The organism is Streptomyces sp. NPDC047108 (assembly GCF_040643575.1).
In the GTDB taxonomy this organism is placed as follows: Bacteria; Actinomycetota; Actinomycetes; order Streptomycetales; family Streptomycetaceae; genus Streptomyces.
Window position 1 is genome coordinate 22,333 of record NZ_JBEYUP010000023.1, and the last position, 13,325, is coordinate 35,657.

Annotated in this window: 12 protein-coding genes; 4 read left to right on the forward strand and 8 right to left on the reverse strand. The window is 73.0% G+C overall.

Features of this window, described 5'->3' with window-relative positions; genetic code table 11:
• Positions 1-59: 59 nt before the first annotated feature.
• Complete coding sequence (locus tag ABZ822_RS28780) at positions 60-641, reverse strand: ATP-binding protein (RefSeq protein WP_360860560.1); 582 nt, start codon at positions 639-641, stop codon at positions 60-62.
• Between the two features lie 312 nt (positions 642-953).
• Positions 954-1,292: a hypothetical protein gene (locus ABZ822_RS28785; RefSeq protein WP_360860563.1), complete on the reverse strand. Its 339-nt coding sequence runs from the start codon at positions 1,290-1,292 to the stop codon at positions 954-956.
• Positions 1,293-1,523: 231 nt separating this feature from the next.
• On the opposite strand from ABZ822_RS28785, the gene ABZ822_RS28790 reads away from it, so the two are divergent.
• Complete coding sequence (locus ABZ822_RS28790) at positions 1,524-2,657, forward strand: PLP-dependent cysteine synthase family protein (protein WP_360860566.1); 1,134 nt, start codon at positions 1,524-1,526, stop codon at positions 2,655-2,657.
• 45 nt (positions 2,658-2,702) lie between these two features.
• Complete coding sequence (locus tag ABZ822_RS28795; RefSeq protein ID WP_360860569.1) at positions 2,703-2,987, forward strand: hypothetical protein; 285 nt, start codon at positions 2,703-2,705, stop codon at positions 2,985-2,987.
• 13 nt (positions 2,988-3,000) lie between these two features.
• On the opposite strand, the gene ABZ822_RS28800 is transcribed toward ABZ822_RS28795, so the two are convergent.
• The gene (locus ABZ822_RS28800) at positions 3,001-3,471 is read right to left on the reverse strand and encodes an SRPBCC family protein (protein WP_360860572.1); all 471 of its coding nucleotides are present in this window, start codon (positions 3,469-3,471) and stop codon (positions 3,001-3,003) included.
• Positions 3,472-3,529: 58 nt separating this feature from the next.
• Positions 3,530-4,375 carry a DeoR/GlpR family DNA-binding transcription regulator gene (locus tag ABZ822_RS28805; protein WP_360860575.1) on the reverse strand — a complete coding sequence of 282 codons (846 nt, stop codon included), beginning with the start codon at positions 4,373-4,375 and terminating at the stop codon, positions 3,530-3,532.
• 172 nt (positions 4,376-4,547) lie between these two features.
• On the opposite strand from ABZ822_RS28805, the gene ABZ822_RS28810 reads away from it, so the two are divergent.
• Positions 4,548-6,998 carry a hypothetical protein gene (locus tag ABZ822_RS28810; protein ID WP_360860728.1) on the forward strand — a complete coding sequence of 817 codons (2,451 nt, stop codon included), beginning with the start codon at positions 4,548-4,550 and terminating at the stop codon, positions 6,996-6,998.
• Here the strand turns inward: ABZ822_RS28810 and ABZ822_RS28815 are convergent.
• The 4 genes from ABZ822_RS28815 to ABZ822_RS28830 all read right to left on the reverse strand — a co-directional run bounded on the left by ABZ822_RS28815 (position 6,968) and on the right by ABZ822_RS28830 (position 11,665).
• Complete coding sequence (locus tag ABZ822_RS28815) at positions 6,968-9,394, reverse strand: right-handed parallel beta-helix repeat-containing protein (protein WP_360860578.1); 2,427 nt, start codon at positions 9,392-9,394, stop codon at positions 6,968-6,970. The genes ABZ822_RS28810 and ABZ822_RS28815 overlap by 31 nt on opposite strands.
• Before the next feature lie 95 nt (positions 9,395-9,489).
• Positions 9,490-10,083 (reverse strand): hypothetical protein, encoded by a 594-nt coding sequence (locus ABZ822_RS28820; RefSeq protein ID WP_360860581.1) that lies wholly within the window; start codon positions 10,081-10,083, stop codon positions 9,490-9,492.
• A gap of 141 nt (positions 10,084-10,224) precedes the next feature.
• Entirely contained in the window at positions 10,225-11,049 is an 825-nt protein-coding gene (locus ABZ822_RS28825; protein ID WP_360860584.1) for an MOSC N-terminal beta barrel domain-containing protein, read from the reverse strand.
• A 130-nt stretch (positions 11,050-11,179) separates the two neighbouring features.
• Positions 11,180-11,665 (reverse strand): DUF6643 family protein, encoded by a 486-nt coding sequence (locus ABZ822_RS28830; protein WP_360860587.1) that lies wholly within the window; start codon positions 11,663-11,665, stop codon positions 11,180-11,182.
• Between the two features lie 331 nt (positions 11,666-11,996).
• On the opposite strand from ABZ822_RS28830, the gene ABZ822_RS28835 reads away from it, so the two are divergent.
• Positions 11,997-13,319, forward strand: a complete 1,323-nt coding sequence (locus tag ABZ822_RS28835; protein WP_360860730.1) for a TerD family protein — start codon at positions 11,997-11,999, stop codon at positions 13,317-13,319.
• Positions 13,320-13,325: the final 6 nt, after the last annotated feature.

Consider the following 13,325-nt stretch of genomic DNA (forward strand, 5'->3'; position numbering starts at 1 on the left):
CGACAGCGGACCGCTCACCGCCGGCACGGCACGGCGTCCCGGCGTCTCCCGGGGCCCGGTCACCCCACCGCGGTGGGACGGGCTCCGGCGTTCTCCCGGGTCTGGCCCCGCCGGCGTGCGGACGGCGGGGGCGGGGACCCCGCCGGGCCGCGGGCGCCCGCGGGACCGGATCCGCGCAAGGGGCCGGGCGCCGCGAGCGCCGGCACCGGTGCCGGGACCGCGAGCGCGCTCTGCGGCAGGGCGGGCGTGTGGGTCTGGAGCGTGAACCACACGACCTTGCCCCCCTCGTCGTGCGGCCGTACGCCCCAGCTCTCGCTCACCGAGGCGACGAGCGTGAGGCCTCTGCCGCCTAGGGCTGCCAGGTCGGCGCACCGCAGACTCGGGACGCGGGGATCGTTGTCGCGCACGGAGACGGTCAGCCGGTCCCGGAGAAGATCGATCTCCACCCGGCACTGCTTGTCCGGCTCGGCATGACGGTGGACATTGGTGAGAAGCTCGGTGACTCCCAGAGCCGCCGAGTCGATCAACGGATCGAGATGCCAGTAGCGCAGTTGCGCTGAAACGATCCTGCGGACTTGGCCTATACGCGACGGCAGGGCTTGGAGCTCCACCGTGCAGTGCCTGCTGGGCTTTCTGATCACGGCCGACTCCCTGAAAAGTTCGGAAGACGAAGAACGCGGTGCGTAACGCGAAGAACGCAGCCGACAGTGACCGCCATCGGTGCCGGCCCGGTACGTCCCCCCTGCCCGGACCCGGTGCCGACGTGCTCACTGCCGCAACCCGGCGGGCCGGATCGAAGGGTGACCGCCGGTGAACCCTCAGTTACGTTCCACCAGAGTGAACCCGGCCGGGCGCACGCGCAACTCGCGCCGTCCAGTCAGCCCCGGCGCCGCTGACACCACGGACGGGTGAACCGCGGCGACGGCCTCTGTCGCGACGCGGTGGCCCGCCCGTCACGGCTGGGTGGCCTGCCCGCCCGCCGTCCGCACCGCGTCGAGGAACTTCCGCGCCCAGGGCCTCCCCGGCCGGTCCGGCTTGCCGGGGGCGGGGTCGCTCTCGCCCGGCGAGAGGTGGTAGCGGGTGCCGTTGACCGTGGCCGACGCGCCGCCGCGGACCGCGAACCAGGGCTTGCCCGCACGGACCTGCTGGACAGGGGCGCTGTCGATCTCCCTGCCGTAACTGGTCAGCAGCGTCAGCCTGCCGTCCCGGATCTGCACCTGCCCGGCACGGGTGACCGACCGCAACCCGTGTTCGATCCGCACCCCGGTCGCCGTGTATTCCGGCTCCTTCATCCTGCACCGCCCCCTCGACGTCCCATCGCCGACGAACCGCTCCGGTCGATCTGCCATTCTCCCCTTGCTGCGCAGTGTGCCCGCGGCGGGGCTCGTGCACCAGTGCCCCCTTTATGATCGAAACGTCCGGCGGGAGCGTCCGGACGCAGGTCACGTGCCCGGGCCCGGCGAGATGCGGGGCGGGGCCGAAGGCCCTGGCACGCATGAGAAACACCCGAAGGAGCGCCTCCGGTGAGCACGATCGAACGGCAGCAGACCGGCGGCGCGGCCGCGACCATCGACGTCGACCGCACCGACCCCGCGTACAGACGCTGGCTGAAGGAAGCGGTCCGCAAGGTCCAGGCCGACGCCAACCGCTCCGCCGACACCCACCTGCTGCGCTTCCCGCTTCCCGAGGAGTGGGGCATCGACCTGTACCTGAAGGACGAGTCGACCCACCCGACCGGCAGCCTCAAGCACCGGCTGGCCCGCTCGCTCTTCCTGTACGGGCTGTGCAACGGCTGGATCCGGCCCGGCAAGCCCGTCATCGAGGCCTCCAGCGGCTCGACGGCGGTCTCCGAGGCCTACTTCGCCGGGCTCATCGGCGTGCCCTTCATCGCGGTGATGCCACGCACGACAAGCCGCGAGAAGACCCGCCTCATCGAGTTCCATGGCGGTCGGTGCCATCTGGTGGACGACCCGCGGACGGTCTACGAGGTCTCGGCTCAGCTCGCCGCGGACACCGGGGGCCACTACATGGACCAGTTCACCTACGCAGAGCGGGCCACCGACTGGCGCGGCAACAACAACATCGCCGAGTCGATCTACGAGCAGCTGCGCATGGAGCGCTTCCCGGAGCCCGCCTGGATCGTCACCACCGCGGGCACGGGCGGCACCTCGGCGACCGTCGCGCGCTATGTGCATTACATGCAGTACGACACCCTCGTCTGCGTCCCGGACCCGGAGAACTCCTGCTTCTTCGAGGGCTGGACGACCGGCGACGCAGGGGTCTCCAGCGACTGCGGCTCGCGCATCGAGGGCATCGGCCGCCCCCGCATGGAGCCGAGCTTCGTGCCCGGCGCGATCGACCGGATGATGAAGGTGCCGGACGCCGCCAGTGTCGCCGCCGTACGCGCCCTGGAGCGGGCCATCGGCCGCAAGGCGGGCGGCTCCACGGGGACGGGGCTGTGGAGCGCCCTGAAGCTCGTCGCCGAGATGGTGGACGCCGGGCGCACGGGCAGTGTCGTGACCCTGCTCTGCGACCCGGGTGACCGCTACCTCGACAAGTACTACTCGGACGCCTGGCTGGAGGAGCAGGGCCTGGACGTCACGCCGTACGCCGAGACCATCGACACCTTCCTGGCGACCGGGGACTGGCCGGCCTGACCTCGCGAGGTTCCCCGGCGCCCGGCACGGGGAGAGAATCGTGCCGTGAGCGAGGGGGGGGTCCCGCCCTACCGGACGGACTGGCGGACGGGGGTGAACCCGGTGGACGAGGGCGGCGATCCGGCCTGCTGGCTCAGCCTGGTGTGCGAGGTGTGCGGACGCGTACGCGAGCGCCCGCACGTCGGTGCGTGCGAGCACTGCGGCGCCCTTCCCGGCGGGGCCGTCGACGCGGGCGTCGGCAGCGGGGGACAGGGGCCGGGCGACGGCCATGACTCCGCAAGCAGGACCGGCGACAGCGCCAGGGAGGCTCCCGGGCGGGCGGGACCCTAGCGGCCGACCGGCGTCAGCCCGCCTGCAGCCGCCTGTCGAGTGCGCGGACCGCGCGGCGGAACGCCAGCCCGAGCCCGGGGCGGCCGAGCCGGAGGACCGTACGCAGCGCGGCCGTGCCGTCCACGGCGAAGGTGTACCGGATGCGCGTGCCGGTGCCGGACGGGGTCAGCCGCCACTCCTCCAACAGAGCGTGCAGACCTGGGGCGTTGGTGCTGTCGATCCGGTACGCGTAGCGCTCCGCCGGATCCGCCGCCATGATCGTCTCCAGGAAGCGTACACCGCCCCTGAGACGGATCTCCCGGCCCTTCCCGCCGTCCGTCGGCCGGGCGTACGAGACCGCTTCGAACCACTTCGGCCAGCCCGGCACATCGGTGAGGCCGCGGAAGACGGCCTCCGGCGGCGCGGCCGCCTCCGCCGTGAACGACAGCCGCAGCGGTGCGGAGTCGACGAAGTCGAGCGTGACGGCGCGCAACGGATGCGCCATGGTCCGATTCCTCCCATGAGTACGGCCGCTGTGCGCGGCCACGTTAGCTGACGAACTATCAGATGTCGTCGTCGGGTTCCGATTCACCCGCGATCACGAGCTGCGCCAGATGCTCCTTGACCTCTTCCCGCGCCTCGTCGGGCAGTCCGCGGTCCGCCACCAGCGTGTCCACCTCGCCCAGCGACGCGAACGAACTCAGGCCCACCGTCCCCCACTTGGTGTGGTCCGCGACCACCACGACCCGCCGCGCCGACCTCACCAGCCGCCGATTGGTCTCCGCCTCCGCCAGGTTGGGCGTCGAGAGTCCGGCCTCCACCGAGATGCCGTGCACCCCGAGGAAGAGCACGTCGAAGTGGAGTGAGCGGATCGCCTGGTCCGCCACCGGCCCCACCAGCGAGTCCGACGGGGTCCGCACCCCGCCCGTCAGCACCACCGTCGCCTGACCCTGCCCCGGTCCTTTGCCCGACCGGCCCGCCGCCCCCTGCGCCGCGTGGAAGACGTCCGCCACCCGGACGGAGTTGGTGACCACGGTCAGATCCGGGACATCGAGCAGATGGTGCGCCAGCGCGAACGTCGTCGTGCCGCCCGACAGGGCGATCGCGCTGCCCGGCGCGACCATCGGCGCCGCGGCCCGCGCGATGTCCTCCTTGGCCGTCAGCTCGAGCGCGGACTTCGCCTCGAATCCCGGCTCATGGGTGCTCGCCTCCGCGACCGGCACCGCGCCGCCGTGCACCTTCTCGATCAGACCCTGGCGCGCCAGCGCGTCCAGATCCCGACGGACCGTCATGTCCGACACTCTCAGCCTGCGCGTCAGCTCGTTGACCCGCACCCCGCCGCGCCGCCGGACCTCGTCGACGATGAGGGTCCGCCGCTGTTCCGCGAGGAGGTTCTGGTTGTCGTCCACCCCGGCCCGTCCTTTCACGCGCTGATCCGTCAGGCCGTCCGTCTTCATCCTCCCACGCACGGGTGACGTGTGGCCTGGCGCGCATCCGGCACCGCTGGCAGGATCTTTGGGGCACGCAGACGGATCGGGGGGCGCCATGGTGTCGGCCATGCAGCCGGGCACAGCCGAGTCGATGGGGCAGACAGTCACCCAGCCCGCGGAGGGGCCGCCACCGGCCCTCGAACTCCTCGTCCACGGCGTCGGCGGCACCACACCGCAGGAGATGCTCGACGACCCCAGCGTCGTCCGCGTCACCGGCGACGGGACGGCCGGTATCTACCGGCGCCGCGAGGACGCCGACGCGGAGGCCCGCCCCGAGGAGTACCAGGACCGGCCGATCGCCGAGGCTTACTCCTGGTGCAATCTGACCTCCGGCAACAGCGCCCGCGCCCTGTGGCTGGTCCTGCTGCCCTTCATGGTCGCCAACCTCGCCCACTGGATGCGGCCCGCCGCCACGGCCGGCCGTACCACCGCGTTACGGACGTACGGGGTGCTGGTACGGCTGGTCTCCCTCAGCCTCACCGTCCTGCTCGTCGCCGCCGCCTGCGAGGTCGCGCTCGACCTGGTCGCCTGGCAGTGCGCCGGATCCGCCGACTGCGCACGCGACAAGTCCTGGCTCGGTTTCCTCTCCGCGGAACACGGCGGCTGGTGGAGCCTCCCCGGCCGCAGGCTGGCCCTCGCCGCCGTCGTGCCCACCGCCCTCACCGGCCTGCTGTGGTGGCTCTCGCACCGCACCTGGAGCGCGTACGAGTCCCAGCCGCCGGTGCGGCGCCCGGTCCAGGAGGACGACCCCGACGCCGGTTCGCGCCCGGCCCTCTGCCTCCCCGGCTTCTGGTACGGCCGCCGCCTGGTCGCCCGGCTGCGCGCGGCCCACACCGCCGCCGGGTTCCTGACCGTCGCCGCCGCGCTCGCCGCGGCCGCCACCCGGTTCGACCGCAAGCCCGGAGGCAGCGTCTGGCTGGACGCCGTCGGCTGGGCGCTGGAGGTCACGCTGGTCGCGGCCGGGACGTTCGTCGTCTGGGTGGTGTGCGTCAGGGGGCGCGGCGAGAGCGAGCCCGACGACCGGCTGGACCGGGCCGTCGTGCGCTTCCTCCCGGGCGCCGCCCTCGGCGTGCTCGGCGTCGCCGCGCTGCACGCCGCCTGGGCGCGAACCGGCTGGACCTCGAACGGGCTGCTGCCGGGCGACGAGACCTTCGGGGTGCTGGCGCTCGTCCAGGGCACCCTGGTCCTCGCCATCGCCGCCACCGCCTGGCGGCTGCGCTCCGGTGCCCCCGACGACCGGTCAGCGCTGCGCGGCCTCGGCGGCGCGGCGGTCGCGATGCTCGCCTTCGCCCTCGGCGGCCTGATGTCGGGGGGCGTGGCCCAGCGGGTCGCGGACTGGCTGGACGACAACGGCACCCCCGGCATGGGGGACGGGCCCATCGACGGCCCGCCCGTCGTGCTCTCCTGGCAGGCCGCCGTCATCCCCGTGCTGCTGCTCGCCCTGCTCGTCCTCGCCTGCTGGTTCGTACGGCGCACGTGGCGCAGCGCACGCCGGGAGCTTCCCGCGATCCGTGCGAGCCACCCTGGGGAACCGGAGGACACCTCGCGCACCCGGAGGATCGCCGGCACGCTCGCCGCGGCCGAACTCACCGACTGCGCACCCTGGTTCGTCGGCACCACCGCGGTCATCACCCTCGTCCTCGGCGGTGGCGCGGTCCTCGGCGCGTGGACCACCGGTGAGGTGCCGGGGGAGGCCGCCGAGGGGGCGCCGGCGCTGATCGAGGCGGTCGCGCAGACCGCACAGGCCCTCGGCTCCTGGCTGGTGGGCCTGGTGTTCATCCTGCTCATCACGCTGGGCCGGCGCGCGTACCGCGACCAGGGCGCCCGGCGCACCATCGGGATCCTCTGGGACGTCGGCACCTTCTGGCCGCGTGCGGCGCACCCGTTCGCGCCCCCCTGCTACGCGGAGCGCGCCGTCCCCGACCTCTCCTGGCGGATGGCCACCTGGACGGAGAGCACGGGGGGCCGGCTGGTGATCTCGGGCCACTCCCAGGGCAGCGTCCTTGCCGCCGCCGCCGTCTGGCAGCTCGACCGGCGCACCCGGCGCCGGGTCGCCTTACTGACCTACGGCTCGCCCCTGGAACGGCTCTACGGACGCTGGTTCCCCGCCTACTTCGGGCCCGGGCCGCTGCGGGCGCTCCACCGCGAGGTCCACTGCTGGCGCAACCTGTGGCGCCGTACGGACCCCATCGGCGGGGCCGTCCAGCCCGCGGGCGGCGACGGACCGCAGGTGGACCGCGGCCCGCTGCGCGACCCGCTCGCCTACGGCCGTACGGCCCAACACCCGCTGCCCGCACCGATCCTGGGGCACAGCGAGTACCAGGCGGACCCCGTGTTCGGCGAGGAGCGCGCAGGGCTGCTGGCCCGTCTGCCGGACGTCCCGCAGCAGCGCGGAGCCGGGCCGGGGGCTTCGGTGTCCGGGGCGCCGGTGGCGCCCGAGGCTCCACCGACGCCGGACACCGATGCGGCGGATGACCGGGGCGAGGCGCCTGATCCGGGCGACGTGCCGGGTCAGGACGGCTCGGGGAGGTCCTCGGGGTAGAGGAGCGTCAGGTCGTCCGTGCTGGGATCGGCGACCTGGGCGACCCGCCCCGCGTGGCGCTCGACCATGGCCTCGAAGGTCTGTCGGGCGGTCCTGCCGTTGCCGAACGCCGGGCCCTTGGGGAGCACCGTGAAGTACTTGAGCAGCGCCTCCGCCGCGCCCTCCCCGATCCGGTACTCGTGCTCCTCCGCCTGCTGCTCCACGATGTGCAGCAGCTCCTCGGGGGAGTAGTCCCCGAACCTGATGGTGCGTGAGAAGCGGGACGCCACACCGGGGTTGACGGACAGGAAGCGTTCCATCTCGGCGGTGTAGCCGGCGACGATCACCACGACCGCGTCCCGGTGGTCCTCCATCAGCTTCACCAGGGTGTCTATGGCCTCCCTGCCGAAGTCCCGCCCGGAGTCCTCGGGGGAGAGCGCGTACGCCTCGTCGATGAAGAGCACCCCGCCGCGCGCCCGGTCGAACGCCTCCTGGGTGCGGATCGCGGTGGAACCGATGTGCTCGCCCACCAGGTCGACGCGGGACACCTCGACGAGATGTCCCCGCTCCAGGACGCCGAGGGCGGCTAGGATCTCGCCGTAGAGCCGGGCCACCGTGGTCTTGCCCGTGCCGGGGGAGCCGGTGAAGACCAGGTGGCGCTTCACCGACGCCGCCTTGAGCCCCGCGCGCTGCCGCCTGCGGCCCACCTCGATCATGTCGGTGAGCGCCCGTACCTCCAGCTTGACGCTGTCCAGCCCGACCAGCCCGTCGAGTTCGGCCAGCACCTCACCGGACTCCCGTACCCCGGAGGCGGGTTCGGCGTGCGGAGCAGCGGGCTGCGCCGGTACGGGCGACTGCTCGGGCACCGCGGAGAGCAGCCCCGCCGTCCGCGTCTCGGTCTGCACGGCAGGTGCGACCGCGGGGGCCGGCGGGGCGGTGCCGAGCTGGGAACTCTCGTCGCTCGTGCAGCCTTCGCGGACCGGGCCCTCCTCGGCGAACTCGTAACCCCCGCGGGCGCAGCGCTCCGTACGGCAGCGGGTCAGGGTCGTGCGGCAGCCGTCGATGATGTGGAAGCCGTAGCCCGAACTGCCCGACACCCGGCAGCCGTGGAAGGTGCCGCGGCCCTCGGCGGAGACGTAGAAGCCCGCCTCGGCCGGAGAGGTGACCGTGCAGCGCTCGATCGTCGGGTCGGCGCCCTTGGTGACGATGACGCCGGTGGCCGCGCCGTCGATGGTGCAGGAGGCGAGGGTGCCGCCGCTGCCGTGGTCTCGGAACCAGGCGCCGGTCGTCACGTCACGGATCCGGCAGTCGTCGAGCTGCGCGGTGGCCCCGTCGCTCACGGACACCGCGGTGTTGCGGACCTGCGAGATGTCGCTGTCGACCACGTCGGCGCGCGAGCCCCGGTCGAGCACGAACAGCGCGTCCGGCACGTCGTGCACGCGGCAGGAGTCGAGCACCGCGACCGCGCCGTCGCTGACCCAGACCGCCGGATAGTCGCCCGTACTGTCGTGTATCTCGCACTGGTTGGCGTCCACGCGGGTGCCCGGGTCCCAGACGGAGAGGCCGTTGCGCCCGAAGCGGCGCACCGTGCTGCGGGTGAGGGTGAGCACCGAGCGGGACCGCAGATCGACCGCGTTCTCCGGGATGTCATGGATCTCGCAGTCGGAGAGGGTGAGCACGGCATCGGTGTCGAGCGTGAGACCGTCGGCCGAAGTCCGGTGCACCGTGCAGTCGGTGAGGTGTCCGGCGGCCCGCGAGGCGAGCTGCACACCCGCGCCCTTGATCTCGTACACCTCGCAGCCGATGGCCTCCAGCGAACTGCCCTCGCCGGTCAGCGCGAGTCCGGCACCGGAGGTGTGGTGGATCCGGCAGCGCTCCAGGCGGGGGTGGGCGCCGCCGCGCACGGCGACACCGGACTGGCCCGCGCAGACGACCTCGCACTCCTCGAAGACACCGCCCGAGCCGTCCACGACGGCGATGCCGATGCCGCCGGGATTGTCGACGGAACAGCGCCGCACGATGGGCCTCGCTCCGCCGCGGACCTCGATGCCGGCGGCCGAGCGCGTGGCCACCCGCAGATCGGCCAACTCCGGTGTCCCGTCCTCGATCAGCAGCGCGGGGGCCGCGGAGTCCTGCCCCTCCAGGTGCAGGCTCTGGACGGTCGCGGACGCGCGTACGGTCAGGGCCACGCCGTCGACGGGGGCGATGCGCACCGAGCCGCGGGCACCGTCCGAACCGCGGAGGGTCACGGCCCGCTGGATCACCAGATTCTCGCGGTACGTGCCGGGGGCGACCGTGAGCACGTCACCGTCCCCGGCGGCCTCCAGGGCCGCGGCGAGCGAGGCGTACTCGCCTGTTCGGCGCCGCCACCGCGACGTGCCGGTGTGCGTCACCTGGACCGTGCCCTGTGGTGCCATGCTGCTGCTGTGCCCCCACCTCGTGCGTGTGTCGACCGGGTACGGCGTGTACCGGCGCTCCACCGTAGCGCGCGAGGCGGGGGAGAGTTGTCAGGTCAGCTTCCTGTGCCCGTCCTGCCCCAGTCCTGACCGGCTCGTTCCCAGGCGCGGTCCCAGTGGTCGTAACGCCGGTGCAGGATGCGCCAGACGGTCAGCCGCCGGGCGACTTCCACCAGACCCGTGGTCAGCGCTCCGGCCCCGACGCCGGCGAGCGCGGCATGGGAGTCGGCCGTCGACTCGTCCATGGGGCGGTTCACCGGGCGCCCGTGGTCGTCGACCCAGATGCGGAACCGGTCGCCGGTCGTCACCGCGCGGGGGGCGCCCACCGGGCGCGTGCTCACGCTTCCGTCGGGCGCCTTCCAGGTGGCGACCACGCGGTGCAGGGCGTCACGGGCGGACGAGGTCTCCGGGTCGGGGTCGACGGGCGGCTGCTTCATCGGCCGGACCACCGTGGCGGGGACGAGATGACGGTGCTCGTTCTGCGTGCGCACGGTCTGCGCCAGGGCGTTCTCCACCTCGGAGCCCACGACGAGACCGACCGCGGGAGCGCCGAGGGCGATCAACAGGGCGGCGAGGAGAGCCACCCAGGATTCGAGCAGATCGGTCCGCCGGCGCTGGGGGTTGCGCCGCCATCGCCAGATTCCGGTCATGGCTCGCACAGGTCACGCACCCCCTTCCGCAGGCCAAGTACCGCACGCGGCCCGGTACATGCCCGAAACGCGCCATGAGAGAGCAAGGACCCCGCGCCCGCGCTTCACCCCGTGCCCCCGGTCCGCCCTCCGGCAAGCCGGTCAGCTCTCGATCTCGACTGGATCCCCCACCCGGATCGTACCGGTACCTTCCGGAATCAGGTTCTGGCCGAAGACGAGCTTGTCGTCGAAACGACGGTGGCGGGCAAGGGTCCGCAGGGGCTCCTTGCCGCGCTCCGCGGTGCGCTGATCGGTCGTGGTGATCACACAGCGCCCGCAGGGCTTCGCCACCCGGAACGGAACCTCACCGATGCGCAGCCGGATCCAGCTGTCCTCGGCCCAGGGGGTCACACCATCAAGGACGACGCTGGGACGGAAACGGTTCATCGGCAGCGGGCCCTCGTCCGCGTGGTCACCCTGAGCTATGAGGGAGTTGAGGGCGTTGAGCGACGCCGTGGTCGTGACCAGCAGGGGAAAGCCGTCCGCGAACGAGACCGTCTCGCCCGGGCGGCCGAACTCCGGATCCACCGGGCGCCGGCGCGCGGGATCGTCGAGATGCACCAGACGGACCTCGGTGCCTAGCCAGTCGCTGAACCACGCGCCCGCGTCCGCGCCGACGGGCACCGCCTCGACCTTGTCGCGCCAGACCTCCACGACCGTGGTGGCGACGGGCTCCGGAACGCCGACGACCAAGGGGTCCTTGCCCGGGGCGGCGACCTCGATTCCGCCCCCGGGCAACGGCGTGGCCGTGACCAGCGCCAGCCGTCGCTGCTCCCGCTGCGTCACGAACCGCCCGTCCGGCTCCACCAGAAGCCACCGGCGGTCCCCGGCGATGCCCCACGGCTCCACGGTCGCCTCGCTCAGGGCGCACCCTGCAGCCGACTTGACCGGATAGAGGTTGACCGAGCTGAGCACTGTGTTCGGCATGGACCCAGTTTGCCAGTCGGGTCCGACAGCGGGACCGGCGGACGGCGCTTCGGCGAACCGGCGGGGAGACGGGCAGGCCACTGGCCCACCGCACCCTGACCGGTCGCGCGGTTCGCGGCCCGTTACGGGGTCAGTAACCCCGGGGCGGGTAGGGGCGGCCCTGGTACTGGCGGCCGTACGGGTCCTCGTACTGCGCCGGTGCCGGGCGCTGCGCCTGCGGCGGCCGTTGCTGCACGGGCGCGGGCCGGCCGGGGGCCGGCCGCGGCGCGGCCGGACGCATCTGGTCGTAGCCGTTGTTGCCGGGTATGGGGTGCTGCTGCGGCCCCGGGTACCCGCGCGGGCCGGAGGCCTGTTGCGGGATGTACGGCGCGGGGGCGTGCTGCAGCGGGGCCGGCTGCGGATAGCCGTAGGAGGCCTGGGAGGGGCCGGCCGGGAGCGCGGGAAGCGCCGACGGGAGAGCCGGCAGGTGGCTGCCGGTCTCGTAGGCGGACGGCACCCGGATGGGTGCGATCTGCGGCGTGCCGCGCTCGGCGACGAGGCTGTCGTAGATCGGAGTGTCCGGGAAGGTGGGCGCGGAGTAGTAACCGCCACCATAGGTGGAGCGCGGGGAGGTCATGCCCCATAAGTTAAGCCCACGATGTGCTGGTTGGGGAGACCGATAAGAGGGTTGTTTCTCGGGTTCGGAGTGGCTGCGGTGCTGCAATGCGAACGAAGCCGGGGAAATAGGGCGGCTCAGCGCGTTGAAATCGTGTAAAGGGCGAGTTCCCGGTGGGTTACCCGGGGTTGGCGCCGGGGGGCGTGCACGGTCCTCGCGCGCTCTCCCCGTACCGCACGTGGGGTGCGGGGCTCTAGGTTGGTCCCGGACATATCGAGCCCGGGGCGTCCGGGTGGACCGATGGCGATTTCCGGCGGATTCCGGCGGATCGGCGAGGGGGAAGAGCATGGCGATGCGCAAGGGCACGAACGTTCCGGTTCCGGCCGCCTCGGTCCGGATCGAGCTGGGCTGGCGCGCGGGCGCCGGGATTCCGGACGCCGATGCCTCCGCCCTGCTCCTCCAGGCGTCCGGAAAAGTGCGCTCGGACGCGGACTTCGTCTTCTACAACCAGCCGGCGCATTCCTCTGGGGCCGTGCGGTACGAGGGCAAGACCACGGCGGGCGGCACCGTGACGGACACGCTGACCGTGGATCTCGCCCGGGTCGAGCCCTCGGTGGAGACGGTCGTCCTGGCCGCGTCAGCTGACGGCGGCACCTTCGGTCAGGTGCCCGGCCTCTCCGTCCGGGTGCTGGACGCGGCCGGAGGCGCCGAGCTGGCCCGGTTCGACAGCGACGACGCGACCGTCGAGACGGCGTTCGTGCTGGGGGAGCTGTACCGCAGACAGGGGGCCTGGAAGTTCCGGGCCGTCGGACAGGGGTACGGCTCCGGACTCGCCGGGCTGGCCACGGACTTCGGGATCACCGTCGACGAACCGCAGACGGCTCCGGCCCCAGCACCCGCTCCGGCAGCCGCGGCGCCGCCCGTGCCGCCCGCGCCCACCCCCACGCTCGCCGCCCAGCCGCCGGCACCCGCACAGCCCCCGGCTCCCGCGCAGCCGCCCGCGCCGCCGGCCCCGGCCGCCGCCGCGGCGCCGGTGAGTCTGTCGAAGGTCACGCTCACCAAGCAGTCGCCCTCGGTGTCCCTCACCAAGCAGGGCGGCACGTCCGGCGCGCTGCGCGTCAACCTCAACTGGCAGGTGCACAAGCAGTTCAAGGGCTGGGGGAGCAAGCTCGGCCGCGCCATGGCCATGCACTCCGACCTCGACCTCGACCTGTGCGCGCTGTTCGAGCTGACCGACGGCAGCAAGGGCGTCGTACAGTCCCTCGGCAACGCCTTCGGCTCGCTGCACCAGCCGCCGTTCATCCACCTCGACGGCGACGACCGGACCGGAGCGGTCAGCTCCGGCGAGAACCTCACGGTCAACCTCGACCACAAGGACCGGTTCCGGCGCATCCTGATCTTCGTGACGATCTACGAGGGCGCGCGCAGCTTCGCCGACCTGCACGCCACCGTCACCCTGCAGCCGCAGCACGGCGCGCCGGTCGACTTCTCCCTCGACGAGTGCACGGTCCCCTCCACGGTCTGCGCGCTCGCGCTCATCACCAACACCGGGGGCGGTGACCTCGTCGTGCAGCGCGAGGCCCGCTATCTCGTCCCCGAGCGCGGCGTCAGCCCGCAGCGCACCGTCGACTACGCCTACGGCTGGGGCATGAACTGGACGCCCGGCCGGAAGTGACCGGCG